The following is a 22,695-nucleotide window of genomic DNA, read 5'->3' as shown; positions in this document are numbered from 1 at the left end:
ACGATGAAAATTCGTGATTTCGTGGCAATATTTATTGATAAAGCGGCCTAAAAACGATATTTCAAATTCAGTCCACCAAAGAAATACGCCTTTGACGGTCCTGGATTGACATCGGTAGTGGCAACTCCATAATATTGCGAACCGGGATCGCTGTCCTTCACATTATTTCCGAGGAAAAGAAAAGTGTAATTAATCTGGCTGGTCAGATTATTTCCCGCGATATACGCATCCAGGTCAAACTTCCCGAAACTGTGCTTATATCCAAGTTTCGCATTGTACTGCGTGAAACCGTCCACATAAGGATTGGGATTCTGCGGATTAAAATTATTGAAATCAGTGTACACTTTGTCCAAATAACTGAAGGTATTAAGCAGATAGATTCCAAAATGAGTGTCAAAGTCCAATCCTACCGTAAACTTAGTTCGGGGAACACCCACCACCGACATGTGCGAATAATCCTGCAAAACTCCACCGGTCATCGTCTTAAAATCTTTATACTTGAAATCGTAATAAGACAAATCTACAACAGGACGAATGCTGCTTAAAAAACTGTTTTTGGGATGGTAAACATATCCCAGACTCAGCTCCAATCCCTGATTTTTCTGACTTCCGGTATTTGCCCAATAGTTGTAATTTCCACCAGAAAGCTGCGTAAGCTTGTCCTTCACGTCAATCCTGAACACAGAAACCTGATAATCCAAATGCGTATGCTCCAACAATCCGTGGATGCTGAAATCCCACATTTGAGCCCTTTCCGGTTTCAGGTCATCATTGGCTTTGCCCGTTCCCGCAATAAAAGCGGTTGCGGCACTTGGCGCATTGTAACCTTCGCTGTAACTTAGGTTGAAAATCTGGTTGTGCCAGGTTTTCTGTAAGGCGAAATGCGGCGTGAAAACCGTGGAAAAATTCTTCTGGAAAGACAAATCCTTGTTGTAATTGGGAACCAGTCCCGGCATAGCCAACAAATCAAGTCTTTCATACTGAAGGGAATTTCCGCTTACTCCGACCAATAGACTCATATCGTATGGAACATAAGTCAACCTCTCAATGGCGAAAACCGTATATGCCCGATTGATATTCTTAAAATAGCTTCCGCCTTTTGCCAGATCCTGCACCTGATTGGGTACCGCATCATTGGTTCCCGTAAACCGGTAATTGGTCACCAAAGAGCGGGAATCGGTATACTCCACTCCGGCTTCTACCGAATTCTGAAAATCTTCGCCGATTTTATTTTTAAGGCTAAAAGTGGAACGGAATCCATAATTCGGGTTCATGCTTTGTTCATAAGCTCCCGCCGCAATTCTGTTGGCATCAAGATTAGAATAATAAACCGAAGTCATATTGCTGAAATTCGGCAAAATATTCCAGTGATGGGAAACCGTGACCCGATCAGAAATGAATTTATTTCCCGCGTTTTTCTTGGCATAGGCATAATTCCCGTTATCGATTCCGGCATAATAGTCCGCATAAGATATCTGTCCGGAAACACCTTCATTAGAGAAATTATGACTGGCATAAACCGTCAAGGACTGTTTCGGATTGAGCTTGAAAGTTCCCAGGAAGGCATAATTGTTTTTAAGACTGCTTCCTCGCGGTCGATATCCGTCACTTTCCAAATGACCGTAATTCAACATCACGGAATAGTGATCTCCCACCGCATCAACACGGGTATTGGATTGCAGAAGTCCGAATGAGCCGGCCGCAATTTTTTCGGAGAGCGACACGCCTTTCGTGATCTCGGGACGCATATAAAATCTCACGGCACCGCCAACTCCGCCTCCATACATCGTGGCAGCAGGACCTTTGACGACTTCTATATTATTGATGAGCGAAAAATCGATATCCTCCAAAAGCGTCACTCCGTCTGCATTGGTAAGCGGAACGGAATTCAGGTAAAACTTCGTTCCCCAGTTGTTGAATTTCTGGTCGTTTCCGTAACCACGAACCACGACTCGCTGTCCACCCAAATTGGTTCTTTTATCGACCTGGACTCCCGCCATGGTATTCAAGGTCTGTTCCACAAAGGCGGAGTTGTTGCGGCTCAGTTCATATTCGCTAAGGGTCTCGGTACTTTGCCCGTGTCTCTTGAATTCCGCCCGCTCTTTTTTCACTTTGGTTCTACCGCTGATCTGCACGGTATCGATCATTTGTTCCTGCTGAGCACAGAGGAATGTTGCTGCAAAAATGGCAACAATTGATAATGTTTTATTCATTAATGAAAATTTTACTGTTAAAAAAAATATTGAAAATCTAACAGTAATTTTCAGGGGGGATTTTTAGCTTTTGGCAATAATTAGAGGTAAAACTGAACTTCTTCGAAGGAAATACAGTGGACAGAAAAATGATGCCCGCCAATTCAACACCATCCGCTTCCGGCTTTTCAAAGAAATGATTGGGAGGCGCGTGAAAAACTATTTTTGGAGCACCTATTTCGGGAATTTGATGATGTTTGAAACGCAAGTGTTCAGCGATGAATTTTTGGACTTTCCGGATCTTATTTTCTTTGCCATCTTTGTAGCAGTGATAAATGGTCTTACCATCGATCTCTTCCTTCATGATCACATCAAACATTGCATCATCCAGAATAAATTCGTGCTGATCAATCCAATGGGCGTTTTTCAGCTGGTTTTCCGCAAACACCAAAACCGTCTTCCGCTTAAAATTTTTGTTGATGATATCAACCTTGACTTTATATTTAACATGATTTCTAAAAGCAGTAAGGATCTGCAGATTAAATACAAAAACTGTAATTAATGCCGCAATTAGAAGAAGATAAAGATTTTTAAATCTCATTAAAATATAAAAAGTGGATAAAATCTACCCACTTTAGTCTAAATTATTGAACCGGTTCCTCTGAATTTTTCACCACGTTTTCCACATGGATAAATTTCGGAACAGGCAGTTTTTTCAATGTTTTGCTACCGCTTAAACTATAATGCAAAATCCCGCTTCCAATGGTGGGATTCCCATTTTCTTCCGGTATTCCAAAATCAGGAACCGGGTTCGAAATGCTGGTCCTTGCAGTAATGGTGTAGATTTTATTTTTGACTGAAACGGAAACCGGTATCTTTTGGTCCATAATTTCCAGATCGGAAAAAGTGGGTTTCTGCTTCAACTTGGATTCCAGGCAAATCGTGAAAATTTTTCCACGAACTCCCCGTACTCCTCCAAACCAATCGGTTTCGGTAGCGCTGAGAATCCTTAAAGCTGATGCTGTTTCTGTCCCGAGTGCGGATGATTCTTTCGCCGCTGGACTGCAGCAAAGAATCACCAACATCGGTATCAATAAAATCTTCAGGGACATTATCTGATGATTATGGGAGTGGTATAAACCATTTCGGCACCATTATTTGCTTTCAGGATATAGAATCCTTTTTGCAGATTGGTAATCATTTCCTCATCAGACGCTACATTTTTCTTGCTAAAAACTATTTTTCCTGAAGCGTCATATAGGCTCACATCTACTTTTTTGATTTTTGCCGATTCAAATTTCACGAAAACCGAACCTCTTGATGGATTAGGATAAACCTTGAAATCCTGTTTTGAAGTGGCTTGATCGCTTGTTGCCATGTTTGACTGCGTGTTGGTAGAGGTCCACGCTCCCCTTCCGTAGGTTGCCGCCAAGAGAGTTCTGGTTGCAGGTCTGTAGTCCAGTTGGGTAATTCTGGTATTTCCGATGGCACCTGAGAATTGCGCCCAAGTTGGGTTGGTGGAATCAAAATCTGAAGTTCCCCAGATTCCCATTTCAGTCCCGATAATTACTTCTTTCGGTTGGTCAGGATTCATGAAAATCGCTCTTACCGGCATGTCCGGAAGATTTCCTTCTTTGTTTTTCCAGCTTGCACCACCATCATTGGTGTACCACACATTGACCATGGTGGCTCCATAATTAGAGACCGTCACCAGAATTTCATCCTCATTCGCTCCGAATTTGATGTCTGAAACTGTTCCCGCGAAAGGGGTCGTGATAGTGTTGTTAACCGGCGTGGTGTCTGCGTTGGTAATTTTAATCAATTTCCCAAGATTGGTTCCGGCAAAAAGTGTGGTAGAAGCTGTGGTAAAAGGCGAAACGGTGAGTTTGGAAATCCCGTCTGATCCGGCACTTCCTGCACTGATTGTGGAACGGGTATAAGCATTGTTGGTGTTCAATCCCAACACTCGGTTCAAGCTGTAGCCACCTCTAGTTGAAAAAAACACGTTCCTGTTTCGGTCCACCGCCAATACATTGACAAATAATCCTGTGGTTCCTTGACCTGTGTTGATCAGGGAATAATTGCTACCATTTGGAGCGGTGATATAGTGGTAATTGTACACATAACTGTAAATTTTGTAGTTCCCGGTTGGTCCATACTCTGTGTTACAGCCATCTCCGCCATAATAGGAAGATTCACTATAGAAATTATTGGTCAGTGGAGCACCGGCGAAAAGGGAAGTCCCATTATCTTGCGCACCAGCCAAAAATTCCTCATTGGATGGCGTCTTTGCCGGGTTCAAAGTGGCCCCGTAATATTGGGTCACATTATATCTCGTATTCCTCATTGGGATGGAAGAGGTAGTATTCAAGCTGTTTTTATTGGCGGCAAAGAATATTCCACCATCATTTCCAAAAAGGATTTGGCCGGGGTTTTTCGGATTGAAAACAATAGCGTGCTGATCTGCATGAACCATTGAGACAGATAGTCCCGCAAGGTTATTGTTATTGGACCACTTGCTGATCTGCGTCCAGGTTCCTGCACCATTGGTAGATTTAAAAAGGTCAATTCCTCCTGTATAGACGATTTCATCATTTTCCGGATCTGGCACGATGACCAAATCATAAAACGCCTGTCCTCTGGTGAAATCGTTATTGGGAATCCCTGTGTCTGCGTCTTTTGGCAAAGTGATTACCGGTGTGGCATCATTGGTCGCAGACCAAGAAGTTCCGCCATCAGTGGTCTTAATAATTCTCACTGGTTCAGTAACTACAGATGTGCTTAATAAAGCATAGGCTTTTAGCGGGTTGGTCTTTGACAATCCAAATTTCACCCTGGAATTCGCATCGTTGGCATCATAAATTTTACTAAAGTTTTCACCATCTGTGGAACGGTAGATTTTCCCTCCCGAACTAGCTGAAGATCCGAAGCGTGAAGTTCTGGTAGAAACCCAAACTGCATTATCAGCCGCGATTTCAATTTGCTGGATAGACAATCCGATAGTGGAGCTTTCTGGAACCACCATGGAAGTTGATTTGGTAAAAGTGGCACCACCATCGGTAGATTTATACAGGCCGGCTTGGTAAAGACCCAACCATCCATCATTAAAATAAATACGGATATTGGCTCCACTTACACCCGCATAAATTTCTGAAACACCATTATTGTTTCTCACCTTGATATCGGTAATATAGAAATTACCGTTTTTGATAGTCGAGGTATATGGCGATCCCGAGAAAACAAAAATATTGGTCCAGGTTACTCCCCCATCAGTGGACTTCCAAATTCCGGAACCTGCCGCATCACCGGTTTCCGCTTCGCCGGTTCCTACGTAGAAAGTGTTGGTATCATTCGGATCATAAGCCATGCAGGTCACAGAAGTGTTAGACCACATTCCGCTGAGTGGAGTCCACTCCGAAGCGTTATTGGAAACATCATTGTTAACCCACAAACCGCCTGAAACTCCACCTGCAAAAACTCTTTTTCCGGTAGGGTCATTAGGATCGAACATAATGGCGCGGGTCCTTCCTCCCACATTGTATGGACCACGTTCTGTCCACGGCTCGCCGATCACTCCTTTCTGGTTTCCATCCACATTTGCGAGAAGCGAAAGCGGTTTGGTCGGCTGGTATTTCCCGGCATCTAAATCACCTTTGATAGCGACGAGTTTATAAAATTCCGGTTCACCAGTGACAGGATTCATGGTGTTTTTAAAATCCTGCTCGTTATAGGCATTCGGCGGGATTCCGTCTTTTTGGGCATGAAGCTTTTTCAAGCTTTTTTCATACTTGGCAAGCTGATGCTGCAATTGCTTTCGCTGCTGCTTTACTGTCAGATTTTTTTGTTCTGTTTGCTTGGTTTGAGAAAATCCCAGTAGGGAAAAACAAACCATAGTCGATAATAGTAAATGACTTTTCATGATTACTTTCAGTTTTGTTTAATTTTTAATTCTCCAAAGATAGAGATATTCTCACAAAATTCTTTTAGAAAATAGGAGCCAATGTTGTGAAATTTTTGATCCCTATTTTTTCAACACAAGCTTTGCAGTAGAGGGTTTCCCATCAATCGGCTGCTCAGTTTTTAAATTAAGAAGCTGGGTCACAATGGGATAAATATTGACGTTCCTGAATTCACCAATTTCTTTGCCCTGTTTAATTTCATCACCAAAAGCAATAAAGGTCGCCTTCATCTCAGGAGTAAGGTATGGATTGTAACCGTGTTTTCCTTCCGATGTTTTTTTGCCTTTTTCTAAAAATATCTTCGGCGCAAGCGGAACCAGCAAGATTTGCCCGATTCGGCTGTAGCGGTCGTCTCTTTGCGCATATTTCAGTTTTCGGGAAAATCTTTTGCTGAGCAAAACATTATAATCTGCAGTTTTATCTTGCTTTAATTTTTCGTAAACCCCCTTTACTTCTGATGGGTTTTTAACCACCACTCTTAGTAAGGTCTGCGAATTGAAAATATCGAATCTTTTTTTGTCCAAAAGCATCTCCGGAATTTCCAAAGGTTTTTCCCGATCCACATTCGTCATTCCATGATCGGAGACAAAGATAAAGTTGACATTTTTTAGTCCTAAAGTTTTTACGCGCTCCACCAAAGCTCCCACGGCTTCATCAATCAGCTGAACCGCTTTTTCAGTGCGATCATCCTCTGTCCCAAAAGAGTGTCCACTCGCATCCACCTCCGGAAAATACATGGAGATAAAGTGCGGACGAACATTCTCAGGCAATTTCAGCCAGTTCACCACTTTTTCCACTTTTTCCATTGGTGAGAATTGTTCGTGATAATGGTAATAATAACTCGAACGAATTCCACCTGCATCACTCGCAGAACCTACCCACATCATCGATGCAGAAAGAATTCCATGCTTTTCAGCCAGACTCCAAAGCGGAGTTCCCCCATACCAACTTCCATCTTCTACAATTTCTTTGTTGCTCATGGTGTAAAATTTCCGGCGTTGGTAATCATAGAAATAATTATCTACCAAACCATGATGCGAAGGATAAAGCCCGGTAATCAAAGTCCAGTGATTCGGAAAAGTAAGCGACGGAAAACTTGGAATCATTGCTTTGGCGGAAACGCCGTGTGCTGCAAGTTTTAGAAGATTTTGAGCCTGATATTTTTTCGCGTAATCATACCGAAATCCATCGGCGGAAATCAGGATGACATAAGGTTTTGAAAGTGCTTCCGCAGAATTATGCCGGTTTGGAACGGTCACTTGAGCGGTATCCGCCTGTGAAAACACCTGAATGGACAGAAAAATCAGTAAAAGTTTGAAACCTATTTTCATGCTGTTGATTAAAGCACCAAATTTAGAAATAGTTTATGCAACTCCGGTGTTAACTTTTCTTATTCTTCCTAATCCACGGTCTTTTCGGAATCTTCCAGCAGCAAATTCAGCTCCTGCATTTCGGCACGGGTTAAGTCCCGCCATTTTCCGGTGGGCAGATCGAGTTTGATGTTCATGATCCGGATGCGTTTCAGTTTTTTCACTTCGTACCCGAGAAACTCGCACATTCTGCGGATTTGACGGTTCAAACCTTGCGTCAAAATAATCCGGAAAGACAAGGCATCAATTTGTTCCACCTCGCATTTTTTGGTGACGGTTCCCAAAATCGGGACGCCATTTCTCATTTTGTCTAAAAATTTTGGGGTAATTGGCTTATCGACCCGCACGATATATTCTTTTTCGTGATTGTTTCTGGCACGAAGAATTTTGTTCACAATGTCGCCATCAGAAGTGAGCAGGATCAATCCTTCGCTGGGTTTGTCCAATCGGCCAATCGGAAAAATCCTTTTGTGATGATTGATAAAATCAACGATATTGTTTTTCTCCCGTTTCGTGTCTGTGGTGCAAACTATTCCTACCGGCTTGTTCAGGACGATGTAAACATGTTTATCTTCCGGTTTTCTAATCGAAACGCCATCCACCAAAATTTCGTCTTCATCCGAAACTTTGGTTCCGAGTTCGGGAATCCTTCCGTTGATGGTGATTCTCCCCTGCTCCAGCAATTTGTCAGCTTCTCTGCGCGAACAGAAACCGACTTCGGAGAGGTATTTGTTGATGCGGATGTTCATGAGTAGTAAATAATGAGTAATAGTAATACGGTTCCTGAGCGAATTCCAAGACGGAGTAATTTTAAGATTCCGATGAAAATCTAAAATCATTTTCCAAAAATGCTGAGGACGCATCTTCAACAGAATATTCCCCGATTTTTGTACGGCGCAAATTCGTGAGATACGCTCCCACTCCCAGTTGCTGACCGATGTCGTGCGCCAAACTCCGGATATAGGTTCCCTTCGAGCAACCCACGGTGAAACGGACAAAAGGCAGTTCAATTTCAATATCTTTGATATAATGAATCGTGGTTTTCCGGGATTTCATCTCGACTTCCTCTCCTTTTCTTGCCAAATCGTAGGCTCGTTTCCCATCAATTTTTATGGCGGAGAAAACCGGTGGCTTCTGCTCAATCTCTCCAAGGAATTGGTTTAAAGTCTGGTTGATAAAATCATCGGAAACAGCGGAATAGTCCTGATGAAGGATTTCCGGCTTTTCAGTATCGTAGGATTCGGTTTGGACGCCGATTTTGATTTCGGTGAAATATTCTTTTGGCGCGTCCTGGATCTCCGGTATTTTTTTGGTGAATTTTCCGGTACAGACGATCAGCAAACCGGTTGCTTTCGGGTCCAAAGTTCCGGCGTGTCCTATTTTGAATTTCTTGGGAAGATCAAATTCTCGTTTCAGTTTATACTTCAACTTGTTCACCGCCTGAAAACTGGTCCAATCCAAAGGTTTGTCCAGGAGGATAATTTGGCCTTCTAAAAGATTTTTATCAGTCATTTAGTCAATTACTTTGTGGGAAGCCTAAAATTTGCAGCCCGACCTGAGTGGAGCTCTTTTTTGTGGAGCTTGCGGAGCAAAAAAAGCGGGAACGGAGGGCGGAAAAGCTGCCCAAAAAAATCATTTAAACATTGTGAAATAAACCAATAAAGCAATTCCCACCACAATTCTGTACCATCCCCAAGGTTTGAATCCGTATTTCGTCAAAACTCCGATGAAGAATTTGATCGCTATCACCGCAACCACGAACGCGACCACGTTTCCGATGAGAAAAAGTTTCAGATGTTCTCCCTGCAAAAGCAGGTCATAGCCTTTCTGCATGGTTCCGTCGTGATTCCATTCTTTAAGGAAAATGGAATAAACGGTTACCGCCAACATGGTGGGAACCGCCAAAAAGAAGGAAAATTCCGCCGCGGCTTTTCTGGTCAGATGCTGCTGCATTCCACCGATAATGGAAGCGGCACTTCTGCTGGTTCCCGGCATCATCGCCAAACACTGCCAAAAACCAATGATGATCGCACTTTTGTACGAAACATCTTTTTCGTCGTCAATCGTATGGACTTTAAATAACTTGTCGATAAAGAGTAAAACCACGCCGCCCAAAATCAACACAATCGCAATGGGAATCGGATCTCCCAACACGGCCTCGATCTTGTCGTCAAACAGTTTCCCCAAAACCAAAGCGGGAATTACGGCAACTGCCAGTTTCAAATAAAAGTTAAGGTTTTTGAAATTGAAAAATTTCTTCCAATACAGATAAACAACCGCCAAGATAGCCCCAAACTGAATCGAGACCTGGAACATTTTCACGAATTCATCTTCCTGAATCCCAAAAATGGAGCTCGTGAAAATCATGTGAGCGGTGGAAGAAATCGGTAAAAATTCGGTTAAACCTTCTATAATTGCAATGATGATTGCTCTGATTAAATCCATCGATTACTTATGAAAAATTAAAAATTAAGAATGAATCAAGTAGGAACTTATTTGTTCCTTCTGAGGATGGCATAAACCTGCACCACGAAACCTGCTACGACCAACAAAGGTGCAATGCGGATTCTGCGGATGGAAAAAATCTCCTCATTCCAGGAATTGGGGTCGTATTTTCCATCTACGGTGTTGGCGTCGGCTCCCATCATCAGTAGAAAACCTACCACGATCAGCGCCAATCCGATCAACATGAATTTGTAATTCTCTTTGCCGAAATAGAATCTGTTTTCCGGAGTTTCCGCCTGTTTATTACCGACACTGTCGGCATTGAAACTATTATTTTTTTTGCTCATTTATTTTAAGAATAATAAAGGTCGTCCACATTGGAACGTAAAAATCGCCATGTCGCGAAAATCGTGCTGAAGACCGTGATCAAGACTCCGAGTAATAAAATTCCAATGACCAGGATAATAAGTTGATTATTGTCCTGTGCGAAAGGAGTCCCGATCTGAGTGATGAAATAGTACCACGCCCCGAAAAGAACGGACAAACCAAGCACCGCACCGATGACGCCAAGAATTGCCGCTTCTTTCACAAATGGCTTCAAAATAAATCTGCGCTTAGCTCCTACCAATTGCATGGTTTTGATAATGAATCTTTTAGCAAATATTTTCAACCGAATCGAGTTGTTGATTAAGACTACCGCCAACACCAAAAACAAGATGGAGAACCCTAAAATCCACTTCAGGATGTTGTTCAGATTATTGTAAACTTCCACCATCAAAGTAGAGTTGTTCTTCACATCCACAATTCCGGGGGTGGCTTTGATCTGTTTGATGGCTTCGTCAATTTTTGCGGGATCTACGAATTCCGGTTTCAGGGCCACTTCCACAGAAGACGGGAAGATGTTTTCCTCGAAAAGGGCGCTGGATTCTATCCCCATGCTTTTCTTGGCTTCTGCTGCGGCCATTTCTCTGGTGATGTAGGTCGCTCTTTTGACAGGCGTAAGCTTTTGAATCTTTTGAAAGGTTTCGTATTCCATTTTGGCAATCTTCGCGGAATCCTTTGCATCATAGTTTTCATCAAAATAGGCGTTCACCACGAGTTGCTCCTTGATATAATCGGAATATTTCTGGGCATTGATCAGGATTAATCCCATTAAACCCAATAAAAATAAAACCAACGCGATACTGACGACTACGGTGATGTTGCTGGAACGAAGCCTTCTTTTGTTAAAATCCTCTACTGATCTGGCCATTAAATAAAAAATTTCTGCTAAAATAGAAAAAAACTTCCGTAATTTGCCGTGAAATAAAGAATTTCGGTGTTAAAAAAAACTTAAAGGAGGGGTGCGTTGCCGGATTCCGGGTCCGAAATGGCGTAAGCGATTATCAGAATAATTTCCATCAAACTGAAAGGAAAAACCACCATCCGAGCACACGAAACACTCCACAAAAAAAGCTTATGGTCAAAGCCAAAAAACATCTCGGTCAGCATTTTTTGACCGATGAAAATATTGCCAGAAAAATTGTAGAAGGACTTGGTTTTGAAGAGTACGGCAAAGTGCTGGAAGTGGGTCCCGGAATGGGCGTTCTCACGAAATACCTCTTGGAAAAAGATGCAGAAACCTTCGTTGCAGAAATCGATTCGGAATCCATTGATTATTTGAAAAAACATTATCCAAAGCTTCAGGATAAAAACTTCATTGGTGATTTTTTGAAGGTGAATATCGAAGATGTGTTCGAAGGTCAAGTTGCTGTGATCGGTAATTTCCCTTATAACATTTCCTCGCAGATTTTGTTTAAAATTATTGACCACTATGAACAAATTCCAGAAATGGTGGGAATGTTCCAAAAAGAGGTCGCAGAAAGAACCGCTGCAGTTCCACGGACCAAAGATTATGGCATTTTGTCGGTTTTGGTTCAGGCGTTATATGATGTGAAATACCTTTTCACGGTTCATGAAAATGTTTTCAATCCGCCACCAAAAGTGAAATCGGGAGTGATCAAACTCACCAGAAATCCGAAAGCGGGACTGGCCGGAAATGAAGTGCTCTTTAAAAAAATCGTGAAAGCCGGCTTCAACCAAAGGCGAAAAAAGCTTTCGAACGCCTTGAAAGTACTGGTAATTCCTGAAAATCTGAAAACCCATCCCTTCATGGATAAACGAGCGGAAGAACTCTCGGTGGAAGATTTCATCGCGTTTACCAATCTGTGGCAGACAAGTCCTAAGTAAAAAAAGCATCCAAATGTTGGATGCTTTTTTGTTTTAATGGGTTTTAAGCAAGATCCATCCCGTCTTGGTATGTTTCTCTTTGGTGATCGGATCATCCCAACTTACCACATACCAATAACTTGCAGACGGAAGCGTTTTTCCCATCTGTTTTCCGTCCCAATAAGTTCTGTTGGTATCTGCCCGGAAAACTTCTACTCCATAACGGTCATAGATAACGGCTTGGAATTCTTGATAAACGCTGATTCCGCCAAAATCGATCCGGTCATTGATGCCATCATCATTTGGCGTGATCACGTTGCTCAGTTTAAAGGTGAAATATTCTGCCTCATTCCGACAGGTCGTATTTTTTACCCGAACCGCAACCTGATAATTCACATTGCTGTTTACGCCAACGAATACATTGGAACTTTGCCAAGTGAATCCTCCATCAATGGAATATTCCAATGGATACTGCATCGCATTTTCGGCAATGATGGTCAGATTATCATTTTCATAAAGTACTTTCACCAATGTGGGCGGAATTCCGGGAACCACCTGCGCAGTAAATGTGGCCGAACAAACGGTATTGTTAACCGTCACACTATAATTCCCGACATTGGTGGCATTGATGGTTTGGGTAGTAGCTCCATTGCTCCAAAGGTAGGTATAGCCAGGTCCGGAACCCGCATCCAGCAGAATGGAGCCGCCCGCACAAATTGGTCCTCCTTCCACATCGGAAGTGATTTTGGGCAATACCGTAATGGTAATTTTAGTAGGGACAGAAGCACAACCGTTTGCTCCGGTACCGGTTACGGTATAAGTAGTCGTAGTTGTAGGATTCACCGTAATTGAATTGGTGGTTTGGTTTCCATTGGCCCACAAATAAGTTTGAGCACCTGTTGCAGTAAGCGTCACAGATTCACCTTCGCATATTTTGATGCGTGGCGCCGAAATATTGACTACCGGCTTCACTTTATTTTCAGTGACTACTATCGATTTGCTTCCTGCACAGTTTATTCCGTTGATGGTCAAAGTATAGGTTCCAGCTGCGCTGACTACAGGATTCAAAGTATTTGCCCCGGAAACAATTACTCCGCCATTTGAAGCCACCCACAGGAAGGTATCTCCTGCTTGATATTGAGATGAACTTGCATCTAAAGTAATTTGGCTGTTGGTGCAGGTAATCACTTGCGGTGCGGCAATCTGAACAACGATTGGCGGCGTCTTTACCACGGTCACGGTTTTCGAAAACTGGCATCCACTCGGTAGCGTTACGGTCACGGTATAATTTCCGGGAGCAGTAACCACGATTGAATTGGAGGTAGCACCCGTGTTCCAAACATTTCCGGTGGCCGAACTTGAAGTGAGCGTGGTAGAGAACCCATTACAGAAACTCAACTGACCGGAAATCTGAATATTTGGATCTGCGATTTTTACGATATTAATGGAAGCCAAACCGGAATCGCAGAAAGTTCCAACTGTTTTGACGGTATAAGTTCCTCCGGTGGAAACGGTGATGCTTTGCGTGGTTTCACCGGTTGACCAAAGGTTACCTGTGGCCACATTCGAGGTCAATGTAACGGTGCTGTCTCCGCAAATCTGCAGATTAGATGCTGTAATCACAGGAGTGGCCGGAATCAGGTTTACATTCAGCTGCAGCTCTGAAACCTTATAGCAAAGTCCACTTGTTACCCTGACAAAAATTTTCTTTGTCGCAGATAAATAGGTGTTCGGATTCGGGATGAAGTTGGTATTTCCAGCATCCGCATCGGATTGCGCTTCATAATACCTGAAAGTCACTCCCGGAGTAGTGCTGATGTCCGCTTGTGCATCCGATAATTTAAATATCGCGGTATTCGTTGCCGAACATTTATTTAGTAAAGAATCGTTCGCCATCGGATACATTCCTCCAGTGATCTTCACTTGAGCAGTTCCGGGACATGTATTCCCCGGAATACTTGCCACTACCTTATAGGTTCCCAATTGTGTTGCCACATATGTGGAAGAATTTGCGCCAGGAATCAAAATGTTGTTGAGATACCACTGGTAAACAGTTCCGATATTGGTTTGTGCAACAAGAGTTTGCGGAGTATTGCTGCACATAATAGTTGGCGGCGCGATGGAAACCGTAACTTGTGGAACCTGAACCACTGTGACCGATTTTGTAAAGACACATGCCGTTCCCAAAGTGGCCGTTACTGTGTAAGTTCCAGGTGTTGAAACGGTAATGGATGGGGTGGTTTCGCCGGTACTCCAAACTATTCCGGTGGTTAAACTAGAGGTTAGCGTGGTTGAAGAACCGCTGCACATATTAAGGTTTCCTGTAATTTTTAGATTTGGATCGGCAATTTTGGTAATGACAATTGATGCCGAAGCCGATTCACAGAACGAATCCACAGTTTTCACAGAATAGGTTCCGCCTGCAGTCACTGTGATACTCTGTGTGGTTGCACCGTTGGACCAAACATTTCCAGTTGGATTACTTGACGTCAATGTTACAGAGGTATTTCCACAAATTTCAGTGTTGGATGCAGCGATCACCGGTGTATTCGGAATCACATGCACATTCAGCTGCAGTTCAGCGACCCGGTAACAGCTTCCATTGCTTACTCTTACATAGATTTTCTTCGAAGCACTGTTGTAGGCAGTTGGATTCGGAATAAAGTTTCCATTTCCAGCATCTGCATCAGTCTGGATTTCATAATATTGGAAAGCTACACCTGCCGTGGTACTCAAAGAGGATTCTGAATCCTTTAGATTAAAAGTATAGGTGCTTGTGCTGGAACATTTGTTCTGGATAGCATTGGTCACTGTCGGAAAAGCACCTCCAATGATCGTCACTTGCGCAGTTGCGGTACAATTGTTTCCAGGGACGCTTACCAAGACTTTATATATTCCTGGCTGGGTTGCCACATAGGTACTTGTTGTAGCGCCGGGAATAATACTTCCATTCAGGTACCACACGAAATTCGTTCCGATATTGGTTTGCGCCACCAGTGTTTGCGGCGTATTGTTACACATGGGAACCGGTGCCGGAATTGAGGCAGTCACTTGGGCAGACTCCGTAACCACGACCGATTTATTAAACGAGCAACCCAACGCTGGTGTCACGGTCACCGTGTAGGTTCCAGGAGTTGTCACTATGATACTTTGAGTGGTTTCACCTGTGCTCCAAACATTTCCTGAGGCTACGCTAGAAGTAAGCGTGGTGGACGAGCCACTACAAAAATAGGTATTCCCTGTAATTTGCAGATTTGGATCCGCTATTTTGGTAATATTGACAGAAGCAACAGCTGACGAACAAAATCCATTCACCACCTTCAAAGTATAGGTTCCGGCTGCCGTTACGGTGATGCTCTGTGAGGTTTCACCAGTGGACCAAACATTACCCGTGGCAATACTTGATGTAAGCGTAATGGAACTGTTTCCGCAAATCTGGGTAGATGGTGCATTAATGGCTGGATTGGCAGGCTGTAACCCGGCATCTAATTGAAGTTCAGCAACCCGGTGACACGCTCCGTTCCAGACCCGAACATAAATTTTCTTGGTTCCGGAAGTGTAATTGGTGGGATTTGGAATATTATTCGCATTTCCTGCCTCCGCATCTGCCAGATTTACATAATAGGTAAAAGTGAGCCCCGGAGATGTACTGATATTTGGTTCAGCAGATTTTAGATTAAATACTGCCGCGTTCAGCGGTCCACAAGCAGTTAGTGACGCATTCTGAACCACAGGATAAGGCTTCGCAAGAATTTCTACGGTAGCGGTTCCCGGACAATTATTTCCGGGCAAAAAAACTTCCACCTTATAGGTCCCCGGCTGCGTTGCGACATAAGAATTGGTGGTCGCGCCCGGAATCAGATTTCCGTTGAAATACCAATAGAAAGTAGCGCTAGGAGCGGAAACCTGCGCCACCAAAGTTTGCGGAGTAGTTCCACACATGTTGATCTGCCCCGGTAATGTGACACCAGCTCCATCCTGAACCTGAACACCTATATTAAAAGAACCCGCTTCCAAAAAAACCGCCGAATCATATTGTCTGTCGATCGCATCCGCAAGTACCATTTTAAAATGATAGGTTTGACCCGGAATCACCGTGGCGACAGCTTTCAGAGGGATAGTTCTTCCATTGTAATTGGTCTCAATATTTGAAGTGTTAAGTCCGCCAAAATACTGCGCATTTAGAGGACCACAGGAAAAATTGGAAGGAATAATGTTGGTCACACTTACCGGTCCGGCTCCTCCCGGCAAAACTGCCATATTGGTATAATTAGCATCTCCCACCTTCTTCAGAAGCAATGCAAAACCATCGGTAAAACCAGAGCAAGGAAAGGAATTGTTCCATGAATATTCTTCGGAGGCAAACAAATAATTAAAAGAGATTTGGGTGGACTGAGGCACAAAATCAAATTCAACAGAAGTGGCATCAAAATAGCTTGCACCACTACCCATCGCTTGCGAAAGATCAAAATCGCCACCCGTTGCAATATTGTCACTTAATGTACTTGCGATATAGGAATTTCCGGCATTTCGTGCAAAACCTGTAGCAAGCACAATCCCTTTGCTAAACGGGAAAGCCGTAGTTCCCTTACTAAAATATCCCCATGAACGGTTAGCGTTATTGGCTGCCAAATTGGGAGAAACAGTAACATTGGAAACGTTTGCCGCTACACAGGTTCCGCCACCGGAAATCAACACATCCTTAATTAATTGAGAAATAGAATAGGCAGATTCGGGGTTCGCTGCCACATTCACATCTATGAACGCGCCGGCTCTGTGACTTGCTGCGGTTGACTTTTCCCGTTCTGGCTTTCGGTTCGTAGTCTGTGCATTGAAATTGCTGAAATAAGGAATGACAGACAAAGCGAAAAATAAATAGAAAATTTTTTTCATGGCCTTGAAATGTGCGCCAAAGATAACAATAGATATGTTAAATTTTAGCGATTTTCAATAATTAATGGAATACAATACAAAAATAATCAGCAAACCCTATTAAATCCTCAAAAATTGACCATTTAAAGTGAAACCGTCAAAAATCACCTGAAACACCCAAGCCAAAAAGCGCAAAGTCGTATTTGGAAGGATCTTCCGCATCGTAAACCCTGAGAACCGAGTCCATTTCCAAAACGGTTTTCCAATCATTTTGCTTTCTTTGGATCAATCCCAGTTTCCTGGAAATATTCCCGGTATGCACATCCAGGGGAACGGATAGCAACCTTTGATCAATGTTTTCCCAAATCCCGAAATCAACCCCTTTTTTGTCTTTCCTAACCATCCACCGCAAAAACATCATCAATCGTTTGGCAGAAGAATTCTTGTAGGTGGAACTCACGTGCTTGTGGCTTCTGTGTTGCTTACTTCCCAAAAACGCACTTCTGAACCTTTCCAGGGAATGATAGAAATTCTCTTCGTTCCTATGCACTAAAAAAAGCTGTTCCAAACTTTCATTTTCAGAATAAATCCGTTTCAGGTTTAAAATAAATTCAGTGAAATCTTCTCCATTAAAAGTCCGATGGATGCTTTTATTTTCTAGGATTTTCAGCTCTTTCAGAGATACATTCCGTATAAAATCAAACGGTGAATCCTCCAGGAAACGCATCATTTTTTCGGCATCATGGATGATGGATTTTCGGTTTCCCCAGGAGATGGTCGCGGTGAGAAAACCTGCAATTTCAATATCTTGTTTTAAGGAAAACCGATGCGGAATCCGGACGGGATCATTTTCGATGAAATCGTGATTATTGTAGAAATCTGCCTTTTCATCCAGAAAACCTTTTAGATCACTCAGCAGATCCGGCAATGGGGTTTCGGATTTTTTCATCTTCATGGGAATCTAACTTAAACGCTGATTTTAACAGATTCTAATGCTTTAGGCAAAAAAGTATTTGGGAAAACTTCCCTGGCTTCATCAGTAAAAACCGACAAATCTCCATACCGGTTGGAAAAATGCCCCAAAATGAGCTTCCCCACATTGGCTTTCCTGGCAATCCGCGCAGCTTCCAAAGCAGTGCTATGTCCGGTATAATCCGCCATTTCTTTCAGCTCATGAAGAAAAGTGGATTCGTGATAAAGCACATCCACATTTTCAATCATGCTGATGATCTGTTCAGAATATCGGGTGTCGCTGCAAAATGCATAGGAAACCGATTTTGAGGGCGGCATGGTCAAAACCTCATTTTTCAGCACATAACCATCGCTCAAAACAAAGTCTTTTCCCAGTTTTAAATTGTGGTAATCACAGGTTTCGATTTCCGGGTATTTGGAAATCTCTGCCATGTTCAGGTGCCTTTCCTTAGGTTTTTCCCGAAAAAGGTAACCATTGCAATAAATCCTGTGATCCAGCGGAATGGTGAAAACCTCCACCTTGTTGTCCTCAAAAATCTTCTCCGGAGACTTGCTTTTCAGCTCGTGGTAAACGATCTCAAAACCTCGGTGCGTTTCTGTAATTCTAAAAATAGTCTCCAGCATTTCCCGGATTCCTTTCGGACCGTAAATATGCAGCGGCATTTCTCTGCCCAAAAGCCGGAAACTCGCCACCAAACCGGGCAAACCGAAACAATGGTCGCCATGAAGATGCGATATAAAAATATGGTTGATCTTGGAGAATCTCGCTTTTGCCTTTCGTAGCTGCACTTGGGTCCCTTCTCCGCAATCGATCAGAAAATGCCTTTCTTCCATTTCGAGAAATTGCGCGGTAGGAGACGAATTCACTGTGGGAATCGCCGAATTAAAACCGAGAATAGTGAGGTAAGTACTCAAAATGATGGATAAATGATTCCCGAAAACTCGGGATTATGGGTTGATAATTTTCTCTGCACGAATTTTTTGTGAAACCACAAATTTAAGGAATAAAAGTTTGGGAATTAATACCTGCTAAGGATTTTATTTTCTAAAAGACGCCAATTCTCCCATGATCACTATCGGGATTTTTAACTGCCCAAATACTCCCGTCACTCCACCGCCACTGAATCATCACCACGACCGTCTGCTACTGCGATTGCACCTCCGTCCTCATCCATAACAATCATCTCGGTTCTGCCGATTTGGGAGACCCTTTCGAATTGATATCCTTTTTTTTCCAGCTCTTTAATGGCGGTTTCAGGAAAACCTCTTTCTACCAAAACCGATTCCGGAAGCCACTGGTGATGGAACTTCGGAAGATTAACCGCTAAATTTGGGTTCAACTTGAAGTCAACCACATTCACTATCGATTGAAAAACGGAAGTAGGAATCGTGGTTCCGCCGGGTGTTCCCACAATGATGAATGGCTTTCCGCTTTTCAGAACAATGGTGGGAGTCATGGAACTGAGCATTCTTTTCCCCGGTTTTATGGAATTGGCTTCACCACCCACTGCGCCAAACATATTGGGAACGCCTGGTTTTATGGAGAAATCATCCATTTCATTGTTCAGGAAAAAACCGGCTCCCGAAACCACCACCTTGCTGCCATAAAGTCCATTCAATGTGGTGGTCACCGCAACCGCATTGCCTTCTTTGTCTATGATCGAGATGTGCGTGGTCTCTTTGGATTCCTTTGGCTGGGAAATAATTTTTCCCACTTCAGAACTTGGAGTCGCCTCATTTTTTTGGAAGGATTTCCAGCGGTTTTTCAGATACTCGTCGGAAATCAACATAGATGTTTGGTCTTGAGTAAAATCCGGATCCCCCATAAACTCTGCCCGGTCTGCAAATGCCCGCCGCTCCGCTTCCACCATAATTTGTACGGCTTCCGCGGAATTTTGCTGTAATTTATCCAAATTTTCGAAGGAAGCCATTTTCAGCATTTGCGCCAATAGAATCCCACCACTTGAAGGCAATGGCATGGAAACGATTTCATTTCCTTTATAGTCAAAAACCATGGGTTTTCTTTCGGCGACTTTGTAATTCTTTAAATCATTTAAAGTGAGGATTCCATTGCCACGTTTCATTTCCGCAATGATCAGGTCTGCCGTTTTGCCTTCATAGAAACCTTTCGCACCATTTTTTTGGATGCGTTTTAAGGTTTCAGCCAGATCTTTTTGAACTAAAATATCACCGGCTTTCCATTTTTCTTTTTGAAATACGGTCTTGTTTATATTATGCCGATCAAAAAACTCCATTTGATCATTGAGCAAATTGGCTTCCCGATCCGTCACCGGAAATCCCATTTCCGCCAAATCAATTGCAGGCTGAATCAGTTTTTCCATGGGAAGTTTCGCATATTTCAAGGTGGCAAAAAATCCTGCAACGGATCCCGGAATTCCCACCGCCAATCTTCCGTTTTGGGATAAATCGGTGTTTGCATGTCCTTTTTTATCCAGATACATATCGCGCGAAGCCTTTTCCGGTGCGGTTTCACGAAAATCAATCGTGAATTTCTCGCCATTATTTTTAACTCCGACCAAAAAACCTCCCCCGCCGATATTTCCTGCTTGCGGATAAACCACCGCCAATGCATATTGGGTGGCAATTACCGCATCAAATGCGTTTCCACCCATCTTCAAAACTTTTGCACCGGCTTCGCTTGCCAGTGGATGTGCCGAAACCACCAAACCTCTGTCTTTCGAATGGATTTCTTTGATGACCTTAATATCGGTAAATTGAGCGAAAACAAAGTTCGCGGAAAGAGCGAACAGCAGAACGAATTTCTTCATTTTGAAAAATTTTACCAAAATTACAGATTTGTTTCGGAAAGCATTTAATTTGTTTAAATTTGCTTCACTTAAAATTCAACAATGGAATCCTACACGGAAAAAATCCTTATCACAGGTGCATTGGGACAAATCGGCACCGAACTCACGAACAGATTGGTAGAAATTCACGGTGCAGAAAACGTAGTGGCGTCGGGACTTGACAGGTGGGACAAGAACCTGACTTCTGCCGGATTTTATGAAAGGATGGATGTGACCAACACGCAGCTCGTTCGCCAGATCATCAAAGATTATGAGATTACCACTGTTTATCATCTGGCATCGCTCTTATCCGGGACTTCAGAAAAACAGCCGCTTTTCGCCTGGAAACTGAATGTGGAACCATTGCTGAATTTTTGCGAAATGGCAAAAGAGGGATTGCTGAAAAAAATTTTCTGGCCAAGTTCTATCGCCGTCTTCGGAAAAGGGATCCCAAAGGAAAATGTAGGTCAGGACGTGGTTCTGAATCCAACTACCGTTTATGGAATCTCAAAAATGGCGGGCGAAAAATGGTGCGAATATTACCACGACAAATTCGGGGTGGATGTGAGAAGCATCCGTTATCCGGGATTGATTTCATGGAAAACTCCTGCAGGTGGCGGAACCACTGATTATGCGGTAGAGATTTTCTATGAAGCCGTGGAAAATGGAAAATATACCAGTTTCATTTCTGAAAACACGGCGATGCCGATGCTTTATATGGACGACGCGATCAACGCCACCTTGAAACTGATGGCCGCCCCGAAAGAAAGCTTGACGGTTCATACTTCTTATAATTTGGGCGGATTGTCTTTCACGCCGAAGGAACTTGCCGATGAAATCAAGAAAGTAATGCCGGATTTCAGCATCGATTATAAACCGGATTTCAGACAGGCGATTGCGGATTCGTGGCCGGCTTCGATTGACGATGCTGTGGCAAAAAAGGATTGGGGACTTTCTTACGATTTCAGTATTTCTGAAATGACGAAAGAAATGTTGAACAACCTCCGGATAAAGCTCCTAAAATAACAACCAAAATCTGCATTTCAGCAGATTTTTTTGTGTATTTTTGGTTTTCAACTTTTGTGCTGATGATTCTGCTGACTTTCAACATTATTAACAATAAAAAGGAGTTTAAGAAAAACTTTTCTATTGATGATGCGGCGAATCTGGAAATCACGCAGAAAAATACGGAATCTATCCTAAGAATTTTGGAACTGCACAATGTGTTATCCACTTTTTTCGTCGAAATCACGATTGCGGACAAGATCCTTCCACTTTTGAAAAAAATCATTGGCAAAGGGCATGAAATAGCACTTTTTAATGATAATTCCAGTTTCAAAGAAATTGCGGCCGTCAAACAAAAAATGGAGGATTTCACCGGAAAAGCCATTCGGGGGATGAGACAAAAGAAAGAGACCCATTCGATTGGCGAACTGAAAACTTTGGGATTCAATTATATTTCCAATATTGAAAATACCAATATTTTATTTCCTTTTAAAAGATTAAAACGAAGCACCGAAATTTTGGAGAAAAACGGGATCAGCGTGGTTCCGGAAAGCATTTCGCCTTATTCGCAAATCCCGTACAATGACTTCGTTTTTCAGGTGATGCCGATGACTTATTATGAAAATATGGTTTTTGAAACCATTAAGAATGATGATTACGTGCTGATTTACCTAAATGCTCATCAGTTTACAGATTTTTCAAAATATGGGTTCGCGATCCCGTTTTACCGAAAATTCAACACCGGCGCGAAAATAACTGACAAGCTGAATGACTTCTTAAGCTGGGCGAATGAAAATGAACTCGCCACCTCCCGGATGAAGGATTATTTATTCTAAACGGAAATTTATCAATTATTCCACGCCTG

The 22,695-nt window shown here is 42.8% G+C and carries 17 protein-coding genes; 3 read left to right on the top strand and 14 right to left on the bottom strand.

Translation table 11 applies throughout. The features are described 5' to 3' along the window. Nucleotides 1–47: 47 nt before the first annotated feature. The 10 genes from ACM44_RS11270 to ACM44_RS11225 form a co-directional block, all read right to left on the bottom strand. Entirely contained in the window at nt 48–2,213 is a 2,166-nt protein-coding gene (locus tag ACM44_RS11270) for a TonB-dependent receptor (protein WP_048500152.1), read from the bottom strand. Nucleotides 2,214–2,250: 37 nt separating this feature from the next. Then, nucleotides 2,251–2,793, bottom strand: coding sequence for a hypothetical protein (locus ACM44_RS11265; protein WP_048500151.1), 543 nt, complete (start codon nt 2,791–2,793; stop codon nt 2,251–2,253). A gap of 43 nt (nt 2,794–2,836) precedes the next feature. Further along, nucleotides 2,837–3,304, bottom strand: coding sequence for a hypothetical protein (locus ACM44_RS11260; protein WP_048500150.1), 468 nt, complete (start codon nt 3,302–3,304; stop codon nt 2,837–2,839). Further along, complete coding sequence (locus ACM44_RS11255; RefSeq protein ID WP_048500149.1) at nt 3,304–6,111, bottom strand: T9SS type A sorting domain-containing protein; 2,808 nt, start codon at nt 6,109–6,111, stop codon at nt 3,304–3,306. Before ACM44_RS11255 ends, ACM44_RS11260 begins: the two co-directional genes overlap by 1 nt. Nucleotides 6,112–6,213: 102 nt before the next feature. Continuing rightward, nucleotides 6,214–7,482: an alkaline phosphatase family protein gene (locus tag ACM44_RS11250; RefSeq protein WP_048500148.1), complete on the bottom strand. Its 1,269-nt coding sequence runs from the start codon at nt 7,480–7,482 to the stop codon at nt 6,214–6,216. Between the two features lie 68 nt (nt 7,483–7,550). Continuing rightward, nucleotides 7,551–8,270, bottom strand: a complete 720-nt coding sequence (rluF, locus tag ACM44_RS11245) for a 23S rRNA pseudouridine(2604) synthase RluF (RefSeq protein ID WP_048500160.1) — start codon at nt 8,268–8,270, stop codon at nt 7,551–7,553. A gap of 61 nt (nt 8,271–8,331) precedes the next feature. Then, on the bottom strand, nt 8,332–9,033 hold the full coding sequence (gene truB, locus ACM44_RS11240) for a tRNA pseudouridine(55) synthase TruB (protein WP_048500147.1): 702 nt from the start codon (nt 9,031–9,033) through the stop codon (nt 8,332–8,334). A 120-nt stretch (nt 9,034–9,153) separates the two neighbouring features. Further along, nucleotides 9,154–9,966 (bottom strand): undecaprenyl-diphosphate phosphatase, encoded by an 813-nt coding sequence (locus ACM44_RS11235; protein WP_048500146.1) that lies wholly within the window; start codon nt 9,964–9,966, stop codon nt 9,154–9,156. A gap of 47 nt (nt 9,967–10,013) precedes the next feature. Further along, nucleotides 10,014–10,313, bottom strand: coding sequence for a DUF3098 domain-containing protein (locus tag ACM44_RS11230; RefSeq protein ID WP_048500145.1), 300 nt, complete (start codon nt 10,311–10,313; stop codon nt 10,014–10,016). A gap of 5 nt (nt 10,314–10,318) precedes the next feature. Next, nucleotides 10,319–11,218: a cell division protein FtsX gene (locus ACM44_RS11225; RefSeq protein ID WP_048500144.1), complete on the bottom strand. Its 900-nt coding sequence runs from the start codon at nt 11,216–11,218 to the stop codon at nt 10,319–10,321. Between the two features lie 206 nt (nt 11,219–11,424). Here ACM44_RS11225 and rsmA point away from each other — a divergent pair, with 206 nt between their 5' ends. After that, nucleotides 11,425–12,195 carry a 16S rRNA (adenine(1518)-N(6)/adenine(1519)-N(6))-dimethyltransferase RsmA gene (gene rsmA / locus ACM44_RS11220; RefSeq protein WP_048500143.1) on the top strand — a complete coding sequence of 257 codons (771 nt, stop codon included), beginning with the start codon at nt 11,425–11,427 and terminating at the stop codon, nt 12,193–12,195. A 33-nt stretch (nt 12,196–12,228) separates the two neighbouring features. Here the strand turns inward: rsmA and ACM44_RS11215 are convergent, their stop codons facing one another. From ACM44_RS11215 to ggt, 4 genes are all read right to left on the bottom strand, one after another. Beyond that, nucleotides 12,229–17,067, bottom strand: a complete 4,839-nt coding sequence (locus tag ACM44_RS11215; RefSeq protein ID WP_048500142.1) for a T9SS C-terminal target domain-containing protein — start codon at nt 17,065–17,067, stop codon at nt 12,229–12,231. Between the two features lie 136 nt (nt 17,068–17,203). After that, nucleotides 17,204–17,995 carry a TIGR02757 family protein gene (locus tag ACM44_RS11210; protein WP_048500141.1) on the bottom strand — a complete coding sequence of 264 codons (792 nt, stop codon included), beginning with the start codon at nt 17,993–17,995 and terminating at the stop codon, nt 17,204–17,206. A gap of 17 nt (nt 17,996–18,012) precedes the next feature. Further along, a complete protein-coding gene (locus ACM44_RS11205; RefSeq protein ID WP_048500140.1) occupies nt 18,013–18,933 on the bottom strand; it encodes a ribonuclease Z in 921 nt (306 codons plus the stop codon). 191 nt (nt 18,934–19,124) lie between these two features. After that, a complete protein-coding gene (gene ggt, locus ACM44_RS11200; protein WP_048500139.1) occupies nt 19,125–20,807 on the bottom strand; it encodes a gamma-glutamyltransferase in 1,683 nt (560 codons plus the stop codon). 81 nt (nt 20,808–20,888) lie between these two features. On the opposite strand from ggt, the gene ACM44_RS11195 reads away from it, so the two are divergent. Beyond that, complete coding sequence (locus ACM44_RS11195) at nt 20,889–21,851, top strand: NAD-dependent epimerase/dehydratase family protein (RefSeq protein ID WP_048500138.1); 963 nt, start codon at nt 20,889–20,891, stop codon at nt 21,849–21,851. 62 nt (nt 21,852–21,913) lie between these two features. After that, a complete protein-coding gene (locus ACM44_RS11190; RefSeq protein ID WP_048500137.1) occupies nt 21,914–22,666 on the top strand; it encodes a polysaccharide deacetylase family protein in 753 nt (250 codons plus the stop codon). Nucleotides 22,667–22,695: the final 29 nt, after the last annotated feature.

Source organism: Chryseobacterium koreense CCUG 49689, from assembly GCF_001045435.1.
Classification (GTDB): domain Bacteria; phylum Bacteroidota; class Bacteroidia; order Flavobacteriales; family Weeksellaceae; genus Kaistella; species Kaistella koreensis.
Note: the sequence above shows the minus strand (reverse complement) of the source record. Positions and strands in the feature narration are given on the sequence as shown.